Source organism: Geminicoccus harenae, from assembly GCF_019800005.1.
GTDB lineage: Bacteria > Pseudomonadota > Alphaproteobacteria > Geminicoccales > Geminicoccaceae > Geminicoccus > Geminicoccus harenae.
The window spans coordinates 1-25804 of the sequence record NZ_JABGCL010000045.1; the positions used below are offsets into that span (position 1 = coordinate 1).

25 protein-coding genes are annotated in these 25804 nt (G+C 68.2%); 11 read left to right on the forward strand and 14 right to left on the reverse strand.

The annotated features are described in order from the left end of the window. Positions 1 to 7: 7 nt before the first annotated feature. Positions 8 to 331, forward strand: a complete 324-nt coding sequence (locus tag HLA95_RS24200) for an integrase core domain-containing protein (RefSeq protein WP_369076377.1) — start codon at positions 8 to 10, stop codon at positions 329 to 331. 531 nt (positions 332 to 862) lie between these two features. Here the strand turns inward: HLA95_RS24200 and HLA95_RS24205 are convergent. The 14 genes from HLA95_RS24205 to HLA95_RS24270 form a co-directional block, all read right to left on the reverse strand. Next, positions 863 to 2419, reverse strand: a complete 1557-nt coding sequence (locus HLA95_RS24205) for a hypothetical protein (RefSeq protein ID WP_222184811.1) — start codon at positions 2417 to 2419, stop codon at positions 863 to 865. After that, the gene (locus HLA95_RS24210; RefSeq protein WP_191060167.1) at positions 2413 to 3393 is read right to left on the reverse strand and encodes a DUF4432 family protein; all 981 of its coding nucleotides are present in this window, start codon (positions 3391 to 3393) and stop codon (positions 2413 to 2415) included. Before HLA95_RS24210 ends, HLA95_RS24205 begins: the two co-directional genes overlap by 7 nt. Then, positions 3390 to 4919 (reverse strand): sulfatase, encoded by a 1530-nt coding sequence (locus tag HLA95_RS24215; RefSeq protein WP_191060166.1) that lies wholly within the window; start codon positions 4917 to 4919, stop codon positions 3390 to 3392. Before HLA95_RS24215 ends, HLA95_RS24210 begins: the two co-directional genes overlap by 4 nt. A 25-nt stretch (positions 4920 to 4944) precedes the next feature. Next, entirely contained in the window at positions 4945 to 5784 is an 840-nt protein-coding gene (locus HLA95_RS24220; protein WP_159716136.1) for a carbohydrate ABC transporter permease, read from the reverse strand. After that, positions 5781 to 6722 (reverse strand): carbohydrate ABC transporter permease, encoded by a 942-nt coding sequence (locus tag HLA95_RS24225; protein WP_222184812.1) that lies wholly within the window; start codon positions 6720 to 6722, stop codon positions 5781 to 5783. Before HLA95_RS24225 ends, HLA95_RS24220 begins: the two co-directional genes overlap by 4 nt. Before the next feature lie 3 nt (positions 6723 to 6725). Beyond that, complete coding sequence (locus HLA95_RS24230) at positions 6726 to 8084, reverse strand: extracellular solute-binding protein (protein ID WP_222184813.1); 1359 nt, start codon at positions 8082 to 8084, stop codon at positions 6726 to 6728. 112 nt (positions 8085 to 8196) lie between these two features. After that, complete coding sequence (locus HLA95_RS24235; protein WP_191059886.1) at positions 8197 to 9105, reverse strand: LysR family transcriptional regulator; 909 nt, start codon at positions 9103 to 9105, stop codon at positions 8197 to 8199. 33 nt (positions 9106 to 9138) lie between these two features. Beyond that, entirely contained in the window at positions 9139 to 9747 is a 609-nt protein-coding gene (locus HLA95_RS24240; protein ID WP_159716131.1) for an HdeD family acid-resistance protein, read from the reverse strand. Positions 9748 to 9841: 94 nt separating this feature from the next. Further along, on the reverse strand, positions 9842 to 10681 hold the full coding sequence (locus HLA95_RS24245; protein ID WP_222184814.1) for a BtpA/SgcQ family protein: 840 nt from the start codon (positions 10679 to 10681) through the stop codon (positions 9842 to 9844). A 24-nt stretch (positions 10682 to 10705) separates the two neighbouring features. Further along, positions 10706 to 11629, reverse strand: coding sequence for a carbohydrate kinase family protein (locus HLA95_RS24250; RefSeq protein WP_191059884.1), 924 nt, complete (start codon positions 11627 to 11629; stop codon positions 10706 to 10708). Further along, complete coding sequence (locus tag HLA95_RS24255) at positions 11626 to 12807, reverse strand: hypothetical protein (RefSeq protein ID WP_191059883.1); 1182 nt, start codon at positions 12805 to 12807, stop codon at positions 11626 to 11628. Before HLA95_RS24255 ends, HLA95_RS24250 begins: the two co-directional genes overlap by 4 nt. A gap of 12 nt (positions 12808 to 12819) precedes the next feature. Next, positions 12820 to 13746 carry an ABC transporter permease gene (locus HLA95_RS24260; RefSeq protein WP_191059888.1) on the reverse strand — a complete coding sequence of 309 codons (927 nt, stop codon included), beginning with the start codon at positions 13744 to 13746 and terminating at the stop codon, positions 12820 to 12822. Between the two features lie 25 nt (positions 13747 to 13771). After that, positions 13772 to 15256: a sugar ABC transporter ATP-binding protein gene (locus tag HLA95_RS24265; protein ID WP_222184815.1), complete on the reverse strand. Its 1485-nt coding sequence runs from the start codon at positions 15254 to 15256 to the stop codon at positions 13772 to 13774. A 17-nt stretch (positions 15257 to 15273) separates the two neighbouring features. Then, on the reverse strand, positions 15274 to 16377 hold the full coding sequence (locus tag HLA95_RS24270; RefSeq protein ID WP_191059604.1) for a substrate-binding domain-containing protein: 1104 nt from the start codon (positions 16375 to 16377) through the stop codon (positions 15274 to 15276). 279 nt (positions 16378 to 16656) lie between these two features. Here HLA95_RS24270 and HLA95_RS24275 point away from each other — a divergent pair, with 279 nt between their 5' ends. The 10 genes from HLA95_RS24275 to dhaL all read left to right on the forward strand — a co-directional run bounded on the left by HLA95_RS24275 (position 16657) and on the right by dhaL (position 25556). Continuing rightward, positions 16657 to 17391 (forward strand): DeoR/GlpR family DNA-binding transcription regulator, encoded by a 735-nt coding sequence (locus HLA95_RS24275; protein WP_191059603.1) that lies wholly within the window; start codon positions 16657 to 16659, stop codon positions 17389 to 17391. 95 nt (positions 17392 to 17486) lie between these two features. Further along, positions 17487 to 18263, forward strand: coding sequence for a DeoR/GlpR family DNA-binding transcription regulator (locus HLA95_RS24280; RefSeq protein ID WP_191059602.1), 777 nt, complete (start codon positions 17487 to 17489; stop codon positions 18261 to 18263). 31 nt (positions 18264 to 18294) lie between these two features. Next, positions 18295 to 19716, forward strand: coding sequence for an extracellular solute-binding protein (locus tag HLA95_RS24285; RefSeq protein WP_191059601.1), 1422 nt, complete (start codon positions 18295 to 18297; stop codon positions 19714 to 19716). A gap of 61 nt (positions 19717 to 19777) precedes the next feature. Continuing rightward, positions 19778 to 20638: a carbohydrate ABC transporter permease gene (locus HLA95_RS24290; protein ID WP_191059600.1), complete on the forward strand. Its 861-nt coding sequence runs from the start codon at positions 19778 to 19780 to the stop codon at positions 20636 to 20638. Further along, on the forward strand, positions 20635 to 21561 hold the full coding sequence (locus HLA95_RS24295; RefSeq protein ID WP_191059599.1) for a carbohydrate ABC transporter permease: 927 nt from the start codon (positions 20635 to 20637) through the stop codon (positions 21559 to 21561). The genes HLA95_RS24290 and HLA95_RS24295 overlap by 4 nt, the downstream gene beginning before the upstream one ends. Further along, entirely contained in the window at positions 21561 to 22640 is a 1080-nt protein-coding gene (locus HLA95_RS24300) for an ABC transporter ATP-binding protein (RefSeq protein WP_222184817.1), read from the forward strand. The genes HLA95_RS24295 and HLA95_RS24300 overlap by 1 nt, the downstream gene beginning before the upstream one ends. Positions 22641 to 22643: 3 nt before the next feature. Continuing rightward, positions 22644 to 23732, forward strand: coding sequence for an ABC transporter ATP-binding protein (locus tag HLA95_RS24305; RefSeq protein ID WP_191061567.1), 1089 nt, complete (start codon positions 22644 to 22646; stop codon positions 23730 to 23732). Beyond that, on the forward strand, positions 23729 to 23914 hold the full coding sequence (locus HLA95_RS24310; protein ID WP_191061566.1) for a hypothetical protein: 186 nt from the start codon (positions 23729 to 23731) through the stop codon (positions 23912 to 23914). The genes HLA95_RS24305 and HLA95_RS24310 overlap by 4 nt, the downstream gene beginning before the upstream one ends. Before the next feature lie 7 nt (positions 23915 to 23921). Further along, the gene (locus tag HLA95_RS24315) at positions 23922 to 24917 is read left to right on the forward strand and encodes a dihydroxyacetone kinase subunit DhaK (RefSeq protein ID WP_191061565.1); all 996 of its coding nucleotides are present in this window, start codon (positions 23922 to 23924) and stop codon (positions 24915 to 24917) included. A 9-nt stretch (positions 24918 to 24926) separates the two neighbouring features. After that, positions 24927 to 25556: a dihydroxyacetone kinase subunit DhaL gene (dhaL, locus tag HLA95_RS24320; RefSeq protein WP_222184819.1), complete on the forward strand. Its 630-nt coding sequence runs from the start codon at positions 24927 to 24929 to the stop codon at positions 25554 to 25556. The last annotated feature ends 248 nt before the right edge of the window (positions 25557 to 25804 follow it).

The window sequence follows — 25804 nt, forward strand, 5'->3', positions numbered from 1 at the left end:
ACGGATCATCGATGCTTGGCGGGACGACTACAACGGCCACCGGCCCCACACGAGCCTCGGCGGCCTCACCCGTGGGCAGCGAAGCAGACATGGACCGGACCACCACAGCTCTCGTCCTCGTCTTTATGACCGCAACCATGGCCTTCGGCATCAAGAGCACCCAGCTCGCCGGCCAGCTCGTCGCTACCATTCAGACCGAACACAGCGTCATCCGTCAGGAACTCCAAGGCATTGTTCCGCCTTGAGGGCCAGCCGAAGCCTGCTGGTGACAGCACCGATGCCTGCGACTCCCGCCGTCTCGGCCTGCCGTGGCCAATGGCATGGGTGCTGACAAATGCAGAAGCCAGAGCCCGAAGTCTGCAGCGATGACCGGCTGTGCGCTTTCGATTGCCGGCTGCGCCCATACGCTCCCAACAGGTAAGGAACATGCAACCAAGGAAAGGCGTGAACCAGCCTTGAGCCGGCTCTCCGTCTGGCGCTCGTTCGGGAAGTCTCGGCTGGAGGATCACCGGCCGTACGATCATGCGATCGGGCCGGCAGCGGATTAGGAATCCTGCCAGCGGCGATCAGTGGCATTGCGGCCGCACTGCTGCGGAAGGACTGCTTTCTGAGTCTGCTTCGCTGGTGAGTAACTCGGCTTCTGCATTGGCGCCGTCGGCCTGACAGGCGGGCTTCGTGGCATGAGGCTCGGGAGGAAGCCGAGCCTAGGGGGGCCATGCTGTTCGTGAAGTGCAGCGGCATGGGATCGAGCATGTGGCCGCTCCAATTGGCAGGTAGCTTCCGCCTGATCGTGCCGTCCCGCGCGATTGGTCAAGACCGCCTCCTCCTGGGGGACCAGTCATCTCGAACCCGGGTAGCTAATTCAGACTTTTCGCTGGCAGAAGATCGGGCTGGTCCAGGTCGACTGGCCGTTTGCCTGGCGCATGCGGAGGTAGACGGTTTCTCCGGTGGCGAAGTCGGACAGCGGTATAATGCCCTGCCATTGCCACTGGTGCGGCCGTGGCAGGGGATGGAAGCGGAAGGCGGGGCTGTCGATGCCGCCGAGATTGCCGGAAAGGGCGCCTTCCAGCAGGCGTGGCAGGTCGACCTGCAGGTGCTGGCCGTCGAGGTCTGCCCGGATCACCGCGTTGTCGGACAGGCGGACCCGCAAGGCCACGGCCTGCATGGCCGGCGTCATGTTGTTCGGGTTGGCGTGGGCCAGGATGGTGAAGGTGAGCGTATGACGGTCGGCGGCGATGCGGTCGGACTCGGTGGTCTGGGCTTCGCCTTCGAGCGGGGAGACCACCTCCGCGCCGCGCAGGCGCGGCTCCACCGCCAGGATCTCACCGCCCTGCAGCTCCAGCCGACCGGTCCAGCGGTGGCTTTTGCCGCGGGCGCCCCAGCCCAGTTCCAGCACCAGGATGGTCTCGAACCCATCCGCGGGTGGCGTGATCGGGGCCGGCTGGAGTTCGGGCGTGATGCGTGCGGTCAGGCGGCCGGAGCGGATCACGTCGATCGTGCCGATGAAGCTGCCGCCCACGGCCTCGATTTGCAGCTCATGGTCGGCCGGTGGGAGGATGCCGCCCTGGATGGTGTCGCCCGCCGCCATGAACAAATGGCTGCAGTCGCCGGTGAGCGCGTTGGTGCGCCGGGACCACAGGCTTTGCCACAAGGCCGCGGCCGTGTTCTCCGGCGCGTAGAGGCAGGTGCGGCCATGGCCGTAGGAGCCGGGGTGGCCGCTATGGTGGTCGGTGTTGCCGATCACGCCGAAGACGTGGCCCAGCGCCAAGCCGTGGCGCAGGGTGGAGCGGCCGTCCGAGGGGCCCATGGAGTGCAGGAACGGCCGCTCGGTCAGCGAAGTCTCCGAGCAGCCATGCATGGAGATGATCTCGGCCACCGGCGACAGTCTCGGGTCGAGCGAGGACCAGTTCACGCCGCGGGCACCCCGGCGGTAGCCGATATGGTGGGGAAAGGCCATCGCGGCGCCGGGATAACGGGCGGAGAGACCGGCCAGCAGCTCGGCCGGGCTGTCGGCCAGCACCATCTCCCGGCTGGCCAGGTCCTTGTAGAGGATCGTGTAGTCGCCGTGCCGGAAGGAATGGATCTCGTAGCCGGGGAAGACCGTGAACGCGCCGTCCTGGTGGAAGCGGCGCAGTGTCGCGAAATGGCCGGGCCAGAGCCGTGCCAGCCGGGCGAAGCCCTCGACGTGGAAGGCGACGATATGGGCAACCTCCGGCTGGTCCACCGGCATGTCCGGCCAGTGGGCATGGCCGGTGACCGAGACGAAGTCGAGCTGCTGGCGGGCGCGTGCCAGCGCATCCTCCAGGCTGCCATGGCCGTAGGACAGGCCGCAATGGTTGTGGATGTCGCCATAGAAGGGCCGCAGCCCGAACGACGCGGCCAGCGGTGTCAGGCGGGGTGGCAGCCGGGCCTTCAGCATGGCCGATTCCTGGGAAGGACGGGGCTGTCGAAGGTGATGGTCAGGCGGTGGGCGGCACTGGTCCTGCCGGCCAGGACCGGCCCGGGCCCGCTGGTGCCATTGGGCCGGCGCTGGCTGGTCACCGGCTCGATCCCAAGGATGCGCCGGTAGGGGCGCATGTCCTGCCAGACCTGCAGGTGCTTCAGCCAGGTCGTCTCGAAGGTGAAGGCGGCGCCGAGGCCGGGCTGGCCCTCCTGGGCCGGTCGTTCCACCCGGCAGCAGGCGATAGGCGCCGCGACGGCATGACAGGCGACCGAGGGGGGCGCTTCCTCGTCGACCTGCGTGAGGCCCAGGCCGTCCCTGGTGACCGTCGTGCCCGCCTGGACCAGGGGATAGCCGAGGTTGAAGTGGTAGAGCATGGCGAGGGCCTGCGGGGTGGGGCGCAGGTTCTCGATGCGGTCGAGGATGCGCAATTCGTTGCCGCCGATCGGCGCCTCGATCCGGCGGTGCAGCCGCAGGTTCGGGCCGTTATGGGTGGCTTCGGTGATCTCGCCCTCGCAGAACAGCACCGGCTCGGCGCGGTCCCAGTCCTCGCCATGGGCCAGCAGGCGTGCCGGGGTCAGCGGCAGATGGCCATGCAGGGGCAGGCCGTCCACCGGCTGACGGACATGGGCCAGGCCGCAGGTGACCAGGAAGCCGGACAGGCTGCGCTCGAAGCCGCGCAGACCATCGGCCTCCTGCGCGTGGAGGTGGGCGGAACGGAAGCCGTTCGGTCCCTGCCAGGCGAGTGGCGTGCCGCGCCACCAGAGCGGGCCGATATCCATGGAGCGGTCGGCCAGTACCCAGAAGTCGAGGCCGCCGCCGGTGGAGAAGGCGAGCGCCCGGACGTCGCGCTCCGGTCCGTCGTCGAGTACGATCCGGCGCACGGCAGCGAGCTGGCGGAGGTCGCCGACCCTGGCCGCGGCCTGCTCGCGTGCGCCGGGCAGCCCAATCATGAGCCGGCGGCGGCCGATGTCACGTCGATCCGGGCGAACGCCTCGGGCGGCGCCTGGTTGGCCTGCATCAGGCCCAGCATCAGCCGCGTCATCCGCGCCTCGGCCGCTTTGTCCTGGAGCGGGCGCTCCTGGCCGGGATCGGTCTGGAGGTCGTAGAGACGGGTGTCGTTCTCGATGAAGGCGCCGGGACCGTAGACGTTGTACATGGGCGAGCGGTCGGTCACCGGGACCTTGAGCACGGGCGCGCCCTTGGTGAAGCCGAACGGCTCGGCGAGACTGGCACCCTTCAGCTCCTCGGGCGTGAACGGCTCGAAGATATGGGTCGGCATCAGCGTGTACTGGTAGATCTCCTGCTTGCTGAGATCGGCCGGGTAGCGGTGATAGGTGAAGCGCCCGTCGGTGACGTTCACCGCGCCGCCGAAATAGCCGAACAGCGCGGCCTCGCGCAGGGCATGGTCCCTTTCCACCACCGGCAGGAGCGAGTGGGCTTCCATCTCTGGCGCAGGGGCCACATCGAAGAAGTCCAGGAAGGTGGGGGCCAGGTCGGTCGTCTGGGTCAGGGCCGCGCGGCGCTGACCGGCCGCTTCCGGCTTGCGCGGGTCGTGGATGAAGAGCGGGATGTGCACGATCTCCTCGTACATGTTCATCCGGTTCTTCGCCCAGAAGTCGTGCTCGCCCAGGAGGAAGCCGTGGTCGGTGGTCACGACCAGGGCGGTGTCCTGCCACATGTCGTGGCGGTCGAACTCGTCGAGCAGCTGGCCCAGCAGGAAGTCGCACAAGGCGACCACGCTGTAATAGTTGGCGCGCAGTTCCTCGCATTCCTCCGGCAGCTCGTCGACCCGGCCATAGCGCGGCCAGTCGCGGATCGGCCCGTTCCAGCCGGTCCGGAACGCGTCCTTGAAGCGCTCGGGCGCATGGAACGGCTCGTGCGGGTCGAAGGTCTCGATCTGGAGCAGCCAGTTGTCGGCGTCGCGGTTGCGCTCCAGGAAGTCGAAGCCCGCGGCGAAGCACTGCACCGAGGGGAACTCGCTCTCGTCGCGGATGAACTCGCGATTGATGATGTTCTGCGAGAAATATTCGCGCCGTTCGGTGGTGAACTGGCGCTCGTGGTACTTCTCGCGCAGCCGCTCCCAGTGCGGCTGGACCATCGCCTTCCAGGGATCGCCTTCCTGGCCGCGCACGAACTCATAGGAATCGTAGCGGTTGTGGTAGGTGGCGCCGCCGTCTTCCCAGTAGTGGAAATGGTCGGTGACCAGATGGCTGTACACGCCGGCCTTGGCGAGCAGTTCCGGGAAGGAGTTGTCGAACGGCTCCAGCGGCCCCCAGGAGCGGTGCAGAAAGCTCAGGCGCCCGGTCTGCATGTCGCGCCTGGCCGGCATGCAGGGCAGGCTGCCGACATAATGCCGGTCGAAGGTGGCGCTGCGCTTGGCCAGCCGGTCGAAGTTCGGGGTCGGGATCCGGGTGCCGCCATAGGGCGAGAGCATGTGCCGGTTCAAGGAATCGAACAGGACGAAGACGACCTTCATGTTGCGACCTTCGTGGCTGGGCGCGTCATTTGACGGCGCCGTTGGTCAGCCCGCGCACGATGAAGCGCTGGGCCACCAGGAGCAGGACGACCGCGGGCAGGATGGAGAGCATCGCGGCTGCGGCCATCTCGGTGTAGGCGATGGTGTTTTCCTGGGCGTACTTGCCGATGGCGACCGGCACCGTCGCGGTTTCCCGCTGGGTGAGGGTCAGCGCCACGGCGAACTCGTTCCAGCTGAAGATGAAGGCGAGTACGCCGGCGGCCGCCAAGCCTGGGGCCACCAGCGGGACAATCACGCTCCAGAGGATCCTGGGAGTTCTTGCTCCGTCGATCCGTGCCGCCTCCAATAGTTCCTCGGGCACGTCGTTGACGAACACGCTCATCATCCAGAGCGCCATCGGCAGGTTCAGCGTGGTGTGGGCCAGCACCAGGCCCAGATAGGAATTGTCCAGGCCGAGCGGCCGGAACATCGAGTACCAGGCACCGGCCAGCGTGATCGGCGGCACCATGTGGAACACGACCGCCCAGCCCAGCATGGAATGGCCGACCCAGCGCGGCCAGCGCATCCGGTTGAGCGAATAGGCGGCGAGCGTGGCGACCACCAGGACCAGGGCCGTGCTGAGCAGGCCCACCGTCAGGCTGTTGGTGAAGTTGCGGACATAGTCCGACGAGCGCGCCGTCAGCACCGCCTCGAAGTTCATCAGGACTGGCTGGAACAGGATCTGGCCCATGAGCAGCGAGATCTGCGTCTTGAAGGCGGCAGCCCCGATCCAGAGGAACGGGAACAGCACGATGGCTGCCGCCAGCACCAGCAGCAGGTGGCGCAGCACCAGTGCTACCCGGCTGCTCCCGGCGCTGCGGCTCATCGCCCGGTCTCCCGGCGGCGCAGGAAGGCGGTGATCAGGATGATCAGCAGGGCGATGCCGAAGAAGGTGACGATCGACATGGCCGAGCCGTAGCCGGCGCGGTCCTCGGTGAAGAAGCGGCGATAGATCGAAAAGCTGATCACTTCGGTGGCCGTGCCCGGCCCGCCGCCGGTGAGCAGGTAGATCTCGTCGAACACCTTGAACGCCAGGATCATCCGGAAGACGAAGGTCACCACCAGCGTCGGGATCATCAGCGGCAGGGTGATGTGGACCAGGCGCTGCCAGCCATTGGCGCCGTCGATGGCAGCCGCCTCGTAGACGTCCTGTGGCAGGGATTCGAGGCCGGCCAGCAGCAGGAGGAAGCAGAACGGCGTCCAGTGCCAGACATCCACCACGATCACCGAGGCCAGCGCCAGATGGCCCTGGCCCAGCCAGTCCTGCGGGGCGAAGCCGAGCAGGCCGGTGATCGTGTTGATGACGCCGAAGTCGAAGCTGTACATCAGCTTCCAGATCGCTCCGATCACGATGCCCGGGATCAGGATCGGCAGGAGGAAGATCGTCCGGTAGACGAGCTTGCCGCGCACCACGGCACTGGTGAGCAGTGCCAGGCCGAAGCCCAGCACCATCTGCAGGCCGACCGCCACCACCGCGAAGATCAGCGTGTTCAGGATGCCGGCGCGGAACAGGCCGTCGCCCGGCAGGGCGCGGAAGTTGGCGAGGCCGACGAAGCTCCAGCTGGCGGTCCGCTCGGCCCAGGCGACGTCGTGGAAGCTCAGGACCAGGAGGTTCAGCATCGGCAGCAGCGTCAGGCCGAGGAAGACGACCAGCGCCGGTGCCAGGGTGGCTGCGCGCCAGCCGCGCTCGCCGGGCAGTGCCGCCGTCCTCATCGGGCCGGCGGCGGGGGCGCGGGCCACGGCTCGGGTATCGGCGGCGGCCATCGGCTACTCGGGCAGCGGGTCGAGGCGCGGCGCGTCGTAGCCGGCCTTGGTCATGACGGCGGCGATCTCCTCGGCCATCCGGTTCAGCGCCCGGGCCGGCGGGACCTCGCCCGAGATGGCCTGGTTGAAGCCGAGTTCGGTGATCGCCAGGATCTCGGCCGATTCCGGGATCACGAAGGTGAGCTGCGCGGTCGGCAGCGCCTTGGCCAGCGCGCCCATCCAGCGGAACTGCTCCTCCTTGGCCATGTCGGATTCCAGCACCGCACGGCTGACCGGCGGCGAGCCCGCCTCGGCATAGGCCTTCTGCGCCGCCTCGGTCTGGAACCACTTCAGGAAGGCCAGCGCCGCCTTCTGCCGGTCGGCCGGGATGTTCTTCGGGATGCCGCCCAGCCAGTGCCCGAGCGGCGGGGTCGAGGGATGGCCTTCGGCATGGGGTGGCGGCGCGAAGCCGACCTGGCCGGCCACGATCGACTGGTTCGGGTCGTCGAAGGTGGATGCCGCGAGCACCGCCAGGATGTGGCCGGCCTTGCCGGTCGCCATGTTCTGGATGACGTTGGCCTGGGACTGCCCGGCGGTCGACGGGTGGCCGGCCTCCTTGGCGAGCTTCAGATAGGTCTCGAGCCCGGCCAGCGTCTCGGGGCTGTTGATGGTGATGGTGAAGTCGCCGCTCTTCTGGTCGCGGAAGATGCCGCCGCCATGGCTGCCGATATAGGGCAGCATGTCGTAGGTGACGTCGAACGCGCCGCGCGCACCACGCTGGACGATGCCGTACATGGCGGGTGGATCGTTCAGCGCCCTGGCGTTCTCCAGGAGCTGGTCCCAGGTCTCCGGGACGCTCAACCCCTTCTCCTCGTAGAGGTCGCTGCGATAATGCAGGAGCGGGATGAACGGGTTGATCGGCACGGTCAGCAGCACGCCGTTCTGTGCGTCCGGCAGCTTGGTCTCGGCGTTCCAGTAGACCGAATCATCGAAGGTGTAGATCCCGGGATCGAGCTTGAAGTCCGGGTCGATCTCGTTCAGCGGCTGGAGGAAGCCGCCGGCATACATCTCGACGAAGAACCCGGCATTGATGACCAGGAGGTCGAACGGGCTCTCGGCGGCCCGCACCGCGGAGCGCTGCTTCTCCAGGCTGCCGGCGAACGGGTTCACGTCGAGCTCGACGGAGTTGCCGGTTTCCTCCTCGTAGAGCTCCACCGTCTTCTGGAAGCCGGCGAACCAGGGCGACTGGTTGATCACGATGGTGATCGGCGCCTCGTCCGCGGCCCAACTTGGGCCCGCCGCCGCGAGCAGTGCCGGGATCGCCACCGTCGCCGCCATGCCCCAGCGCCGCAGCCGCGCGCTTACGGCCTTCACCTGGTCCATCGTGCCTCCCCCTTCGGTCTGATGCCGCCCATGACGAACCTTGTCACGGCGCCGCCATTCCTACCAAACACTTCGGGGACGCCTGCAATTCAGAAAAGCTATCGCTCCGCCGTCAGTTGCCCGGCCGTTCCCGGCAGACCTCGCGCAGGGCGGCCATGACCGCCTGTGCTTCCGGCGACAGCCAGGCATTGCGGCGGGTCCAGATCCCGGCGGCGCGCTCGGCGGTGAGAAGGTCGATGTCGAGGACCGCCAGGCCACGCCCGTGCGGCGTTTTCAGCGTTTCCCGGTTGGTATAGCTGAGCGCGTCCGTCTCGCGCACCATCGCCAGGAGGAAGGTCATCGAGTCCGCCTCGACCGTCGCTTCCGGCGGCGCCAGGTTGTGCGCCACGAACAGGGCCTCAAGCCGGCGGCGGGCGCGCGTCACCCGCACCACCGGCAGGACCCAGGGAAAGCGCAGGGTCTCCTCCAGCCCGGGCCGCTCCAGCCGGGTCAGCGGGTGGCCGGCACGGCAGAACACCACCAGCCGGTCGCTGGTCAGCTTCTCCAGCGCCAGGTCGCCCGCTGCGTCCTCCTGCGGCAGCTCGGCCACCACGAAATCCAGGTCGCCCTGGCGCAGGGCCCGCATCAGCGCCGCGTCGAACCCGCCGGTGACGCGCAGCCGGATGTTCGGATTGGCCGCCATGGCGCGGGCCGCGGCGGTGGGCAGGTGGCTGTGCTGCCAAGCCGGCCCGGCCCCCACGTTGACCGGCGTGCCCGCCCCGTTCTTCAGGCTTTCCAGCTCGCCGAGCGCATCGCCCACCTGCACCTGCATCGCCAGGGCATGGCGCACCAGGCGGCGGCCGAACTCGGTCAGCTCCATGCCGCGCGGCAGGCGCTGGAACAGGGGCACGCCCAGTTCCCGCTCCAGCAGCTTGATGCTCTTGGTGAGGGTCGGCTGGGTGACGTGCAGCTCGGCCGCGGCGAGCGTCATGTTGCGGCGCTCGGCGATCTTCAGGAAATAGTTGAGCTGGCGAAGGTCCATCGGCGCGCGTTGCTCCTGCCAGCCCGGAGCCGCTCAGATGCCCGACCGCGCAGTTCCCGCCGGGCGATGGCCGGCATGGCGCTTCAGACGGAAGGCCAGGACCAGCAGCGTTATCCCGAACACGATGGCATAGGCGCCGAGCCACCAGGCCAGCACGATCGCGCCCACCATCGGGCTGACCGCCAGGAGGATGCCGTAGAGCAGGGAGGCGATGCCGCCCAGGATCAGCCAGCCACGCCCATGGCTGGTCTTCAGCTTGACGGCGGAGACCAGCATGGTGACGCCGGAGATCAGCGCCCAGGCGGCGATCAGCAGCACGAAGGCAAAGACGGTGATGCCCGGCCAGACGAAGGCGGCGATGCCGATCACCACCCCGGCGATGCCGTGAATGAGCAGGAGGCCCCAGCGCACGCCGGCGCGGGCCCCCCGGATCGCGGCGATGATGCCGAAGATGCCGTCCACCAGGCTGAAGGCGGCGAAGATCAGCACCAGCGACAGGATGGTCGCCCCCGGCAGCACGAAGGCCAGGATGCCGAACAGGACGGCCATCGCCCCGCGCAGCGCCAGTGCCCACCAGTTCTGCGCCAGGATGGCGTTCATCGCCTCGTGGCGGTCCTGCATCGAAGGAGCGAGAGGATTCATGATCGGCCCCATCGGGATGGGCGGCCGGATGCTGCGCGCCCGGTGGCTTCTTCTGTATCGCCTCCACCAGTGCCTGGGAACGCCGCCCGCGCGGTCAGGCCGGATGGTGGCGGCGGACCTCGGTGACGAAGGCCTCGACCCGGGCCGGGTCCACCTGGTTCCACCAGACCCCGTCGTGCTTCAGGCTGGACCCGACGATCGCCCCGTCCAGCTCCGCCATCAGCGCCGCGGCATTGTCCTTCGCGATGCCGCTGCCGGCGATCACCGGCAGGCGGGTGCCGGCGCGCACCGCGGCGATCTCCTCGGGCGGCACCGTGTCCCCGGTGCGGTTGCCGGTCGCGATCGCCACGTCGGCATCGTAGAACTCGGTGTCCCGGGCTAGTTCCGCCACGCCCCGGTCGCCCACGATGGCATGGGCGCCGTGCTTGACGTGGACGTCGGCGAAGATCGCCACGTCGTCTGCCCCGATCATCCGCCGGAAGCGCAGCGCCCGGCCGCTCTCGCCCTCGACCAGCCCCTCATTGGCGACATAGGCGTTGACCCACTGGTTGACCCGGATGAACCGGGCATCCGTCGCCTTGGCGATCGCCAGCGCGCCGATGGCGCTGTTGGCGAGCAGGTTGATGCCGTAGGGCAGGTCGACCGCTTCGGCCACCGCCTTCACCAGCACGCTCATCGCCGCCACGATCTCCGGCCCGATCTCGCCCGGCGGCAGGAACGGGATGTCGCCGTGGTTCTCGAGCATCAGGCCGTTCATGCCGCCTGCGGCATAGGCCCTGGCGTCCTCGACCGCCCGCTTCACGATGGCCGACATCGGCTCGCCCTGGTAGCGCGGCGTGCCGGGCAGGGGCGCGCAGTGGACATTGCCGATCAGGGGCTTGTTGACCTTGAAGATGGCGGCGAGCGGCGAGGGGCGGGCAGGGGCGATGGCCACGGGCAATCCAGTCGAGAACGGGAGTCAGAGATCGGTCGAGACGAGCCGGGACATGACGTGGGCCAGGCGCGCCGCCCGGTCCTCCGGTGTCGGCCGGACCGTGCGGAGTGCACCGCAGGCTTCGACCACATAGGAGGCGGCCACCGTGCCCATGGCGGCGCAGACCTCCGGCGGCCGGCCCTCGGCCAGGCCCGCCAGGAAGCCGCCGCAATAGGAATCCCCGGCACCGGTCGTGTCCACCACCCTGGCCGGGAAGGCCGGTACTCGCACCAGCCGGCGCTCGCCCGGCACGCAGACGAACGACCCGCGCTCGCCGAGCTTCACCGCGATCGTGCAGCCATGCTCCGTCGCCTGCGCCCGCACCCAGGCTTCCAGGTCGTCCGGCCGCCAGATCCGCAGGATCTCCGACTCGCTCGGCAGGAACGCGCTCAGGTGATGGAGGAAGGTCAGGTCCCGGTAGAGGCTGGCGTCGATATAGCCGTCCGAAAGCAGGTCGAGCGTCACGGCCGGGCGCCCCGGCAGGCCGGCTAGGTGGACCGCATTGGCGAGCGAGCTGGTCGGGCCCTGGGGGGCGATATGGAAGCCGCGGGCGTTCGCGTAGAAGTCCGGCAGTGATCCCCGGCCCTCGTCCATCTCGGCGGCGGTCGAGGAGGAAAGCTTCGGGATCTGCTGCTTGTCGCGGTCGTTCTCGTGCAGCAGCCAGAGCTGCAGGCCGTTGCCGTCGATCGTCTCGATGCCGCGGCTGTCGAGCCCGAAGCCCTCGATGTCGGCGCGGACCAGGTCCAGGTGACGCCGGCCGGTCACCGAATGGACCCCCACCGAATCGTTCCAGATCCGCGCACCCACCGCCGAATAGAGGGCGCCGCCGCCCAGCACGTCGCGCTGGACGACATTGCCCTGGACGATGTCGTCGATGGTCAGCCAGCCGATCGTGACGAGCTCGGTCATGCGGTGCGCCCGAACAGGTCGGCGCAGCGCTCGCGATAAACAGGGGCGATCGCCGAATAGTAGATCAATGCCTTGGACAGGCTGACCAGGTCGTGCAGGTTCGCCCGCGGCTCGCCCTTGTCCAGGTGCCGGTTGAAGCCGGCAAAGCCCAGCAGGAGGATGTTCGGCGTCTTCAGGAGCACGCTGACATCGTCGCTGCGCGAGGTGTAGGCGTTGTTCGATTCCTGGACCGGCACGCCCAGTTCCGCCAGGACGCCGATCATGTCCTGCGCCAGGGCATAGAGGTGTGGTGGCGTCACCGCCCCCCGTGCCAGACTGGAGAATTCCGCCAGCACGGCACCCTGGCCCAGCCGCGTGCTGTTCTCGACGCCGCCGCGCGTGTCCGCGTCCGGGTCGCCGCCGGCCTGCTGCACGTCGGCGATGATCGCCAGGTCCGGTGTCGGCAGGATGTTCACGAGGCGCGAGCCGCCCCTTCCCATCACCTGGCTGCCGCTGCCATGCGGCCCCTCCTCCTCGTCGGGGAAGGCCAGCATCGCCTCGATCCCGGCCTGGGCCATGACCGGGGCTGCCACGGCGAGGGCTGCTACCGCACCGGCGTTGTCGACATGACCGACGAAATTGCCCTGGTCGTCCGTTTCCCGGCACGGGGCCGACATCACGACCCGGTCGCCGACCCGGATCGGGACGGACGGATCGTTGGGCTCGAAGAAGGGCTGCCCGCGCTCGGTGACCAGGCGGCCCCCGACGGACGGGCGATAGCGGTTGGACGGCAGGTCGTAGCGGACCACCTCGGCCGGCCGCTCGCCCTCCTCGATCAGGTGGTAGCAGAACGGCACCAGCGGGTAGCGGTCGCCGGCCTTCGGCTGGATCAGGTAGCTGATCGTGTCGAGATGGGCGAAGTACCAGAGCGGCTTGGCCGGCTCGGCGCTGCCGGTCAGGATCACCGTACTGCCGGTCTTCTCGAAATCCTCGCGCAGGTGCAGCCGCGTGCGCTCGACCTGGTCGTCGGCGAGCAGGCGCTTGAGCACCGGCGTGCGCAAGGCGGCTGCCGCCGTGGACGGTGCCGGCATGTTGGCGAGCGCAAACGTATAACGGCGCACGCGTTCCAGGGTGACATGCGCGTCCACCGCCGGCCGCAGGGCCTCCAGCACCGGCAGGATCCGCTTTCGGACATCCATCGGCAGGCTCCTTCAGGTCCGGTTGGCGCGGCTCATGCCGAACACCGCGACCACGATCAGGGCGCCCTTGACCAGCTGCTGCACGAACGGGTCGACCCCGTTCAGGTTCAGCGTGTTGGCGAGCACCCCGATGATCAGCGTGCCGATGAAGGTGCCCCAGACGGAGCCCTTCCCGCCGAACAGCGACGTGCCGCCCACCACCACCGCGGCGATCGCATCGAGCTCGTAGCCCTGGCCCGCGATCGGCGTGCCGATGCCGAGCTGGGAAGAATAGACCACCCCGGCCAGCGCCGCCAATCCGCCGGAGATGACATAGACCACGGTCTTGTAGAGGCGCACCGGCACACCCGACATCCGGGCGGCCTCCTCGTTGGAGCCGATCCCGTAGACCGAGCGGCCGAACGGGGTCATGCCCAGCACGAAGGCACTGGCGAGCAGGGTCGCGATCAGCACGAGCGCCGGGATCGGGATGCCCAGGAAGTAGCCGTTGCCGAAATTGTAGAAGGTCTCGTCCAGGATCGGGATCGGCGTGCCGCCGGTATAGATGAACGCCAGGCCGCGCGCGAAGGACAGCATGCCGAGCGTCATGATGAAGGCGGGAATGCCGGCATAGGCGACGCCGATGCCGTTGACGAGGCCGGCCCCCGCCCCCGCCAGCATGCCGAGCGTGATCGCCACCGGCAGGCCCCAGCTTTCCAGCAGCCCGGCATAGAGCACCACCGACAGGCCCAGGATCGAGCCGATCGACAGGTCGATCCCGGCGGTCAGGATCACGAAGGTCATGCCCATCGCGAGGATGCCGACGATCGCGATCTGGCGCAGCACGTTCAGGAGGTTCGGCACGGTCAGGAACCGGTCCGACAGGAGCGAGGCGATCACGATCAATACGACCAGGGCGATCAGGCCGCCGAGCCTGCCGGCGCCGATCCGGCGCAGCATGGCACCATAGCCGGGATGGGTAGCTTCATGCGGCAAGGGCTGCGGACCTCATGATGGTTTCCTCGCTCGCTTCTTCACGGCTGAGCGTCGTGGCGACACGCCCGCGGCGGAGCACGACGATCCGGTCGGACAGGCGCAGGACCTCCTCCATCTCCGAGGAGATCAGGACAATCGCCACGCCGCGCGCCACCAGCTGCTCGATGAGCGCGTAGATTTCCTGCTTGGCGCCGATGTCGACCCCGCGGGTCGGCTCGTCGACGATCAGCACCTTCGGCTCCACCGCCAGCGCCCGGCCGATCAGCACCTTCTGCTGGTTGCCGCCACTCAGGTAACGGATCTCGGTGCCCATCCCGGCCGAGCGCACGTCGAGCTTGCCGATCATCTCACGGACATAAATGCGCTCCTTGACCAGGTTCAGCACGCCCAGGCGCGTGAACCGGCCAAGGCTGGAGATGGTCGCGTTCTCGCGCACCGGGCGGTTGGGCAGGAGGCCCTGCGCCTTGCGGTCCTCAGTCAGGTAACTGATGCCCAGCCGCGCCGCCTTGCCGGGATCGTCGATGCGCACGTCCTGGCCGTGCAGCCGGATCGTTCCCGCACTCGGGCGGGCCAGGCCCACGATGGCGCGCGCCACCTCGGTCCGCCCGGCGCCGACCAGCCCGGCCAGGCCCACGATCTCGCCCTCGTGCACCGCGAACGAGACGTCCTCGAACTCGCCGCGGCGGGACAGGCCCCGCAGCTCCAGCGCCGGCTTGCCGAAACGGCGCGCTTGGCGGGCGTGAGCCGGGAAGTCCCGGCCGATCATCCGGGCGACCAGCCATTCCTGGTCGATCTCGCCGATCGGCGCCTCGCCGGTCTTCCTGCCGTCGCGCAGCACCGTGACCCGGTCGCAGATCCGGAACACCTCTTCCAGATGATGGGAAATGAACACGATGCCCAGGCCCTGCGCCTTGAGGCGGGCGACCAGGGCGAACAGGGTGGCGACCCGCTTCTCGTCGAGCACGGCGGTGGGCTCGTCCAGCACCAGCACCTTCGCCTGGAGCGAGATTGCCTTGGCGATCTCGACCATCTGCTGCTGGGCGATACTCAGGCGCCCGACCGGCACGGACGGGTCGATCTCGATGGACAGGCTGTCCAGGAGCTCCGCCGCCCGCCGGCGCATCTCGCCCCGTGCCACCGTGCCGAACCGGGTGGTCGGGAAGTGGCCCAGGAAGATGTTTTCCTCGGCCGACAGATGCGGGGCCAGCGACAGTTCCTGCTGGATCACCACGATGCCGCGGGCCAGCGCGTCGCGCGGCGAGCGCAGGCGGGTGGGCTCCCCCTCGACCAGCAGCTCGCCGCGATCCGGCTGGTAGACGCCGCCCAGCACCTTGATGAGCGTCGACTTGCCCGCCCCGTTCTCGCCTACCAGTGCCTGGACCTCGCCGGCATGCACGGCGAAGTCCAGGTCGGACAGGACGACGTTGCCGGAAAAGCTCTTGCCCAGGCCCCGGACGGCGAGAAGCGGCGTCACCAGTGAAGCGTTCAGTTTCAGCGGCAAGGATCCGGCGTCGGCTCGAAGTCGCCCCAGCCGCGGCCGATCCACTCGTCGGCATTGGCGGCGGTCACCACCGGCGAATCCGGCAGCACCAGGGTCTTGCCGGGCTCGGCATAGTCCTGGGCGTCCGGGATCTCCTTGCCGGTGAGCGTGTAGAGCACCGCGCGCAGGCCGATATCGCCGATGAACGGGGTGTAGTTGCCGTCCGCGCCGAACGTGCCGGCCTTGACCGACTTGAACCCGGCATTGGAGCCGTCGAACGTGTAGTGCCTGATCCCGTCCCCGCAGCGGTTCGCCCGCGCGATCGCGAGCTGCGCCCCCCAGGACGATTCCTCGGCATGGGAGAACACCGCGTCGATCTCAGGATAGGCGGTCAGCCAGTCCTCCATCAGCTTCACCGCGGGCTCGCGGATCCACTGGCCGTCGCCGGTCACCAGCACCTCGATGTCCGGGTGGCCCTCCAGCACGTTCTCCATGCCCTTGTTGCGGTCGACCGCCGGCGAGGAGCCCTGCAGCCCGGTGATCACCACGATCTTGCCCTTGCCGCCCAGGTCGTCGGCCATCTTCTGCGCGACGCCCTCGGCCATGGTGACGTTGCTCTGGCCGATGAACAGGGTCTTGTCGGTGGGCACGTCACGGTCGAGCACGACCAGCGGCAGCCCCTCGTTCATGACCGCACGCGCCGCCGGCACGAGCGCCGCCGATTCCACCGGGCTCATGATCACCGCGTCGACGCCGCGGGCGATCAGGTCGCGCACGTCGTTGTTCTGCTTGGCGACGTCGACATTGCCGTCCAGCACGACCAGCTCGACGTTCGGATGCCGGCAGGCCTCGGCCTGCAGCGATTCCAGCATCGACACGCGCCAGGGATGGTTGAAGCCGGTCTGCGAGAACCCGATCGTGAGCGGCTTCTCCTCGCCGTCGATGGCGACCGGGCCGGCATCGAGCGGGAGAATGTCGGTGAACGGCAGCTTCTCGTAGCGCGCCGCCAGCTCGTCGCAGGTCGCGTTGGTGATCGGCAGCCGCTCCTGGGCCATGCCGGACGCGAGCGGCAGGGCTACCAGCGCCGTGGTCAAGAGGCCGACAGACTTCAGCATGGGCGTTCTCCCCCGCGGAACGGGCGGTGTTAGGTGTGAGGGCTCCGCACCGCCTTTTCTGTCAGGCTAGTAACGCTGGTGGTGCTGTCAACGCACGATTCACAGCGGGGGAGGAAATCGAGTGAATCCCGCGCAGACTGCGCAAACAGTAGGATTATTGGAGGACTCTTGAGCGACCTGTTGCCGAAGATCTGCGTATATCGATGCGACCAGATTAACAGTTGTAAGAGGAATCACAGAGCTTAACCATGCCGCCGGATCGTCGTGGCAGGCAGCGTAATGACTCTCGGCAAGCAGCAGCGGATCGCCTTCCTCATGGAGCAGGTGGCACGGCAGGGCATGGTCGGTCTGCGCGAGGTCAGCGCGCGCCTGGGCGTGTCGGAGATGACGGTCCGGCGCGACGTGGCCGCGGCGGACGGACGGCTGTCGATCCTGGGCGGCCATATCCTGCCCGAGCGGGCGGCCATGCCGGCCGGCGGGCAGGGCCTGGCCCAGGAGGACCAGCGGACGGTCAAGATCCGCGCCTGCGAATGGGCGTGCAGCCTGATCGAGCCGGACGATACGCTGTTCGTGGACTGCGGCTCCACCCTGGCCCACCTGGCCCGGCGCCTGCCCCAGGACCAGCGGCTGACCGTGGTCTGCTACTCGCTGGACGTGGCCGAGGCGGTGGCGCGGCGTCCGGGCATCCGCATGGTGCTGATGGGCGGCCTCTACCATGCCGATTCCGGCTCGTTCGAGGGCGACAGCGGTCTCGCCACCCTGCGCTCGGTCCGGCTGAACAAGGCGTTCATCTCGGCGGGCGGCATCCATCCGAGCCGCGGGGTGAGCTGCACCAATTTCCACGAGGTGCTGGTCAAGCGCGCGGCCATGGAGAACGCGCTGGTCTCCTATCTGGTGGCCGACAGCAGCAAGTTCGGGCGCCTGACGCCGGCCTATTTCGCCGACCTGCGCAGCTTCGCCGCGATCGTCACCGAGACCGGGATCGCACCGCCGCCCAGGCAAGAGGGCGGCTGAGACTGCCGATTGTATCAGACAAGACTGTTGCGATCCCATCTCCGCCTGTTACATGCGAGGCCAGATAACAAGGGCCCAGGTCGGGGGAGGCTGGGGTGCGGGGCGAGATGCGCCGGGAAGCGCTGCTCCAGTATCTGCGCGTGCGCGAGCACGCCACGGTCGACGAGCTGGTGGAGCAGATGCGTGTCAGCAAGATGACGGTGCATCGCGACCTGGACCGGCTCGCCGAGCAGCGGCTGGTCCGCAAGATCCGCGGCGGGGCCACGCTGGCCACCAGCATCGTGTTCGAGGGCGACTATGCCTATCGCGAGCAGCAGAACCGCCTGGAGAAGGCGGCGCTGGCCCAGCGCATGGCCGAGATGGTCGAGCCCGGCATGGCGATCGTGCTCGACGATTCCTCGACCGCGGCCAGCATCATTCCGTTCCTCGGCCACAAGCGGCCGCTCACCGTCATCACCAACGGGCTGAAGGTGATCGAGAGCTTCCGGCGGGCCGACGAGATCACCCTGATCTGCCTGGGCGGCCGCTACGATCCGGTGGCCCAGGCCTTTTTCGGCCTGGTCTGCGAGGCGGCGGTGGCGCGGCTGCGCGCCGACCTGGCGATCTTCTCGACCTCGGCGGTGCGCGGCACCAGCGCCTATCTGCACGATCCGGACATCATCCGGGCCAAGCTCGCCATGAAGCTGGCCGCGGAACGCTCGGTGATCGCGTTCGACCGCTCCAAGGTCGGCCGCTCGGCGCTCAACCTGTTCGCGCCGCTGCGCGAGTTCGATTCGGTCCTGGTCACCGAAGGGCTGTCGCCCGAAACCGATCAGGCATTGCGAAGGGATGGCGTGCGCCTGGAACTGGTCGCGACCGGTGCGGGGCACTGAGGCCATGGCTCGATCAAGGGAGGCAGGAACAATGACGAAGACGACTAGGACGACCTGGCTGGGCAGTGCCGCCGTGGCGCTGGCGATGGCAGGCCTGGGCGGCCCGGCGGGTGCCGCCGAGACGCTGACCTTCATCTGGCATGCCGGCACCTGCGCCGATGCCGTGGTCAACATCGCCAAGGACTATCCGGACAAGAACGTCTCGATCGTGCCGGCCCTGGTCCCCTACGGGCCAGAATGGCACAACAAGATCGCGTCCGAGTTCGCGATCAAGGGCGACGGGTTCGACTTCGCCATGTGGGACAGCCAGTCGACTGCCGAGTTCGCCGGCGGCGGGCACGCCTACTCGATCAACAAGGTCTTCGAGGAATCCGAGTACCTGAAGCCGGAACTGTTCGACCCGGCCTCGCTCGCCCGCTACGGCGAATATCCGGACGGGTCCGGCCAGTACTGGGGCCTGCCGATCAACCAGGACGCCTACGGCTTCATGTGGCGCAAGGACCTGTTCGAGGACCCGGAGGAGCAGGCCGCGTTCAAGGAGAAGTACGGCAAGGACCTCAAGGTCCCGCAGACCTACCAGGATGCCAAGGAGATCGCCGAGTTCTTCACCCGGCCGGAGGAGGGCCTGTTCGGCTGGGGGCAGATGGGCGGGCGCGAGTACGACTTCGCCACCACCGCGTCCAACTCGTTCATGTGGTCGTTCGGCGGCGAGCTCTACAATCCCGAGACCTTTGAGGCCAAGGGCTACCTGAACTCGCCGGCCTCGGTGGACGGCGTGCAGTTCTATGTCGACATGTTCGAGTACGGGCCGCAGGGCAGCCAGAACTGGGGCTGGGACGAGGTGAACGCCGCCTTCCAGCAGGGTAAGCTGGCCATGGCGATGCAGTGGTACTACTTCAACGGCTCCAACTCCGACCCCAAGGTCAACAAGTTCGCTGAAACGACCGGCTTCGGCAACCTGCCGGGTGCGATCGGCCGGGACGGCAAGTTCCGCCGCCAGTATTCGGTGGGCGGCCAGGGCATGGGCATCAACACCTACTCCAAGAAGATCCCGCAGCTCGTCAAGTTCATGGAGTGGTACTTCCAGCCCGAGCAGCAGAAGCGCTACGCCGCGGTCTGCCAGACCGGGCTGAAGTCGGTCCTGGACGATCCGGAATGGCAGGGGCTGAACAGCTACAACAAGCACTTCGCCAAGGCGCTGGAATACACCAACGACTACTGGCACCTGCCGGAGTACAACGTGCTGCTCGACATCCTCCAGGAGGAGGTCTCCAACGCGATTTCCGGCAAGAAGACGGTGCAGGAGGCCCTGGACGACGCGGCCGAGCGCCATGAGGAGGTGTTCGAGGACGCCGGCTACGAGATCGTCCGCTCGGACGAGACGCCGGAAGTCCCCGACACGGTGATCGCACCGGTCGGCACTGATCAGGTCGTGGAACTGTCGACCGACTGACCGGGCAAGGCGGCGCCATTCGACCGGTGCCGCCTTCCACCTTCGGATGAAGCGAGCGCTCATGCCGTTCCACCGCCAGCCGATCCTGATCCCGGCGATCGTCATCGGCATCTACATGATCTATGCGTGCGGGCCCTTGCTCTGGCTGGTGCTCTCGTCGCTGAAGGACCGCCAGGAGCTGTTCTCCTGGCCGCCCAGCCTGTTCTTCACCCCCGACCTGTCCGGCTACCGGATGGTGTTCGGCATCGGCGAGGCGGCGGAGACCGCGACCGCGCTGGGGCTGACCGATGCCCTGATCAACTCGGTGGTCATCTCCGTCTCCGGCACGGTGCTGGCGGTCGCGTTCGGCACGCTGGCGGGCTATGCCTGCTCACGCTTCGCCTTTCCCGGCCGCGACGACTTCATGTTCTTCGCGCTCTCGACCCGGATGATCCCGCCGGTCGCGGTGCTGGTCTTCTACCACGTGATGTTCTCGCGCCTGGGCCTGTCCGACACCCGCACCGGGCTGATCCTGGTGGTGACCTTCATCAATCTCGGCCTCGCCACCTGGATCATGAAGGGCTTCTTCGACGGCGTGCCGGAGGAGATCGAGAACATCGCGCTGGTGAACGGCTACACGCGGCTCTACGCCTTCTGGAACTTGGTCCTGCCGATGGTGCGCGGCGGCATCGCGGCCACGGCCGGCTTCTGCTTCATCTTCGCCTGGAACGAGTTCGCCTTCTCCACGATTCTCGCCACCACCCAGGCCAAGACCCTGCCGGTCAAGATCTCTTCCGCCACCGGGGCCACGGGCATCGAATGGGCGCAGATCTGTGCGGCCGGTGTGGTGCTGGTGATCCCGGTCGCGATCTTCTTCTGGCTGATCCGCAAGTACCTGCTGATGGGCATGACCTTCGGCGTGCTGGGAAGGAGCCGGACATGAGGCAGGCCATTCCCGCCGGCCGCACTGCGGCCCACGCCGTGCCGAGGGCCATCTCGGACCGGACCATCTGCGGCCTGTTCATGGCACCGGCGCTGGCCATCCTGCTCCTGATGGTGGCCTATCCGTTCATCTCGCTGCTCTACTACTCGACCCTGAACTTCTCGATCCTCAACCCGGCCAAGGGCTCGGAGTTCATCGGGCTGCAAAACTACACGCGGCTCCTGTCGCGCGAATCGGTCTGGGAACGGTTCGTCTTCACCGGCCAGTTCGTGCTGGCGACGGTGGTGGTGCAGTTCTGCGTGGGCGTGGCGGTGGCCTATGCGTTCCAGCGCAACTTCAAGGGCCGCGACCTGCTGTTCACCATTGCCATGCTGCCGATGATGCTCTGCCCGATCGTGGTGGGCTTTCTTTGGCGCTACATGTTCAATTCCGAGTGGGGCGTGGTGAACTACCTCGTGACCCTCCTGGGCTTCGGCAAGATCGACTGGCTGGGCGTGCCGGGCAACGCGCTCTGGGCGGTGGTGATCGCGGATGCCTGGATGTGGACGCCGTTCGTGATCCTGCTGGCGACCGCGGCGTTCCGGGGCATCCCGACCGACATCAACGAGGCGGCGGAGATCGACGGGGCGTCGCCCTTCTTCCGCTTCACCCGCGTCACCCTGCCCATGTCGATGCCGATCCTCCTGATCGCCTTCCTCCTGCGCCTGATCGACGCCTTCAAGCAGTCCGACCTGTTCTTCGCCATGACCGGCGGCGGGCCGGGCTCCGATACGGAGACGGTAGCGTTTCGCCTGGGCAAGATCGCGTTCAGCCATTTCTATACCGGCCAGGCTTCGGCGTTCGCCGTGATCATGCTGGTGATCATCATCGGCCTGTCGCTGATCTTCGTGCGGCTTCTCACCCAGCAGGGCAGGCAGGACTGATGGCGCGCGTGGCTCTCGACCATCTGTCCGTCCGCTTCGGCCAGGTCGCCGCGGTGGACGACATCTCGATCGCCTTCGAGCAGGGCGAGTTCATCGTCCTCTTGGGGCCGTCCGGGTGCGGCAAGACCACGACGCTGCGCTGCATCGCAGGATTGGAGCAGCCGACTTCGGGCAAGATCTTCTTCGACCAGGACGAGGTCTCGCACCTGCCGCCCAGAGCGCGCCAGGTGGCGATGGTGTTCCAGTTCGTTTCGCTCTATCCGCATCTGCGCGTGCGCGACAACATCGCCTTCCCGCTCCGGGCACGCGGGGAGGGGCGGGCGGAGATCGAGCGCAAGATCGCCTGGATGAGCAAGATCTTCGATCTGGGCGACATCCTTCACCGCCGGCCAGGGACGCTGCCGCCGGGGGCCAGGCAGAAGGCGGCGCTGGCCCGGGCGGTGGTGCGCGAGCCGCGCGTCCTGCTGCTGGACGAGCCGCTCTCCGCGATCGACGAGCAGTTCCGGGAGGAGATGCGCTGGGAGCTCCGGCACCTGCAAAAGGAGCTGGGCATGACCACGGTCCACGTCACCCATGACCAGCGGGAAGCCATGTCGCTGGCCGACCGGGTCGTGCTGATGCGGGCCGGCAGGATCGTGCAGGCCGGCACGCCCAGGGAGCTGTTCGACGACCCGGTCGACGAGTTCGCCGCCCACTTCATCGGCTCGCCCAGCGTCAACCTGATCGATGCGTCGTTCAGCGAGGACGGCGTGGCATTGGGCGAGGCGGGCGTGCCGATCCGGCTGCCGGAGCGGCACCTGGAAGCCCTGCGCCGCAGCGGGCTTAGGCGCGGGCGGATCGGGATTCGGCCGCACTCGCTGCGGCCCGCCGGCCGGGACGACCATGCCGCGGTGCCGGTCGAACGGCCGATCGCCTACGCGGTCGGGCGCGAGCGCTTCCTCGACTTCGAGCTGTCCGGGCAGACCTGGCGCGGCGTGCTGCCAGCCGATGCCGGGGACAGCCTGCCGGAGCGGATGCAGCTCGACCCCGCCCGGATCTTCTATTTCACGCCGGAAGGCGTGCGACTGCCGGTGGCCTGACCCATGACCGTGCTCCGCCTGAGCGGCCTGTCCAAGTCCTTCGGTGCCAAGCAGGCGCTCCGCCAGGTCGACCTGTCCCTGGAGGAAGGCGAGGTCCTGGCCCTGCTGGGCCCGACCGGGGCCGGCAAGACCACGACGCTGCGCTGCATCGCCGGACTGGAGAAGCCGGACCGGGGCAGCGTCCACCTGGACAACCGGGACGTCACCGCCACCTCGCCGCGCGAGCGCGACGTGGCGGTGGTGTTCGAGGGCTTCAACCTGCTGCCCACCCTGTCGGTGTTCGACAACATCGCCTTTCCGCTGCGCTCGCCGGTCTACCGGCGGCCGGAGGACGAGGTCAGGCGCGAGGTGGTCCAGGCGGCGGCGACGCTCCGGATCGGCCATCTGCTGGACCGGCGGATCGAGCAGCTTTCGGGCGGGGAGAAGCAGCGGGTGGCGATCGCCCGGGCGCTGGTGCGAAGGCCGCGCGTCTATCTCCTGGACGAGCCGCTCTCGGCGCTGGACCTGAAGCTGCGCGAGAGCCTGCAGGGCGAGATCAAGGCCATGTACCAGGCGACCGGCGCCACGGTGATCTATGCCTCGCACGACTATCCGAGTGCCGCCGCGATCGCGACGCGGATGGCGCTGATCGAGGGCGGCCGGATCCTCCAGTGCGCCACGATCGGGGAGATCATCGCCGATCCGCGCCATGCCTCGGTCGGCCGACTGGTCGGCAGCCCGTCCATGGCGCAGTTCCCGGCACAAGGCACCGGGCAGGGCGTCGAGATCGACGGCCTGCCCATGCGGCTGCCGGGACCTGGCGAGGCCGGCGGCCGGCTGCTGGTCGGGATCTGGCCGGAGGACATCGAGCTGACCACGCGGCCGACCGACGGCTATGCCGAGGGGCGGGTCTGGGCCACCGACTTCCGGGGGCGGGACAAGGCGATCGAGGTCCGGGTGGGCAGCCAGCGCTTCCGCAAGGTGGTGGAGCTCGACCTGCAGGCCCAGCAGGGCGACCCGATCTGGTTCCGGCTGCCGCCTGGGCGGGTCTTTCACTTCGATGCCGCCACCGGCGAGCGGATCGACCACGGGCCGACGCGGAGGGCCGCATGAAGCGCCAGCACTGGTACAAGGTCGCTTCCGGCCTGATCCTTTTGGGCGTGGTGCTGATGTGCCAGCCCTTCCTGGTCGAGCTCTACAGCGCGGGCTTCCCCGTGATCCTGCTGGGCGTGGTCCTGTTCAACGTGCTGGACCACCTGCCCGAGCGCAAGCCGCACTCCGATTCCCCCTCCTGAGGTATCCATGACCAAGGTCCAGAAGATCATCAACGATCCGGAGAACATCGTCGCCGAGGTCATCGACGGCCTCGTGCTGGCCTCGCACGGCCGGCTCCGCAAGCTGGAGGATGCGCCGGCGCTCCTGCGCACCGACATCGAGCCCGGCAAGGTGGCGCTGCTGGTGGGTGGCGGTTCCGGGCACGAGCCGATGTACTCGGCCTATGTCGGCAGGGGACTGGCGGATGCCTCGGTCTGCGGCAACATCTTCGCCTCGCCGCCGCCCAACCATATCCACGCGGCCACGGTCGCGGCCAGCCAGGGCAAGGGTGTCCTCTACGTCTATGGCAACTATGCCGGCGACGTGATGAATTTCGACATGGCGGCGGAAATGGCCGCCGAGGACGGCATCGAGGTCCGCACCGTGCTGGTCAACGACGATGTCGCGACCGACAAGCCGGAGGACCGGCGCGGGATCGGCGGGGCCTTCTACATCGTCAAGATCGCAGGTGCCGCCTGTGCCGAGGCGAAGTCGCTGGACGAGGCCGAGGCGGTGGTGCGCAAGGCCCAGGCCAGCACCCGCACGATCGGCGTCGCGGTGCGGGCCGGCTCCCTGCCCGAGACCGGCGAGCCGACCTTCGAGCTGGGCGAGGGCGAGATCGAGATCGGGCTAGGTGTGCATGGCGAGCCGGGCGTGGAGCGTTCGGCGCTGATGCCGGCCGACGAGCTGACGGAGAAGATGATCGACCGGCTGGTGAACGACCTGCCGTTCAGGCGGGGCGACCGGGTCGCGATGCTGCTGAACAATCTGGGCGCCACCACCCAGATGGAACTGCTGATCGTCAACCGGAAGGCCCGGCAGATCCTCGGAGAGAAGGGGATCGAGGTGGCGCGTACCGACATCGGCGCGTACTTCACCTCCCAGGAGATGGCGGGCTTCTCGATCACCCTGATCCGTCTCGACGACGAGCTCGAGCGCCTGATCGAGGCGCCCTGCGAATCGCTTCCCTTCACCCACCGTTGAGGTTTTCCGATGTCCGATCGCCTGACCGTGGACCAGACCAAGGCAGCACTCGTCGCCGCCGCCGATGCGATCATCGCGTCCACCGAGCGGCTGACCAAGGCCGACCAGGCGATCGGCGACGGTGACCATGGGCTGGGCATGGCGCGCGGCATGAAGGCGGCCAAGGAGGCGCTGGACAAGAAGCCGGCCGCCACGGTGGGCGACCTGTTCAAGACGGTCGGCATGGCGATCGTCAGCACCAGCGGCGGGGCGTCGGGAGCCGTGTTCGGCACGCTGTTCACCGGGGCGGGCAAGGTGCTGGCGGCGGACACGCTGGACGCCGAGGGCTTCGCCACCGCGCTGGCCGAGGGGCAGAAGGCGGTGCAGGCGCGCGGCAAGGCCGAGCCCGGGCACAAGACCATGCTGGATGCGCTGGCACCGGCTGCCGATGCCGCCCGTGCCCATGCCGGCGCCGGCCTGCCAGTTGCGGCCCGCGCTGCGGCCAAGGCGGCCGAGGAAGGAGCGGAGCGCACCAAGGACATGGTCGCCCAGTTCGGCCGGGCGCGCACGCTTGGTGACCGGGCGCTGGGCCATCCCGACCCGGGTGCGATCTCGGTGACCATCATCCTGGACGCCTTCGCCAGTACGATCGAGGGCTGAGCCCGACCGTCCGCCGGCAGCTTTCTTCGTCCCTGCTGCCGGCGGGGCGGGGGGAGCGGGCGGTCGTCGGGTTCGTTCGTGCAAAAATGCCTGTCGACAGCGCGCGAGACGTATCCGCCTTCCCGGATCATCCCCAGCGCAGGCGGGGGATCTACCGCTACCGGCGTCCACCAGTGGATCCCCCGGCTTGGCCCACGGCTGTCCGGTTCGTTGTTCACAGCGCCAAAGTTCCCTGCCGTTCAAGCAAC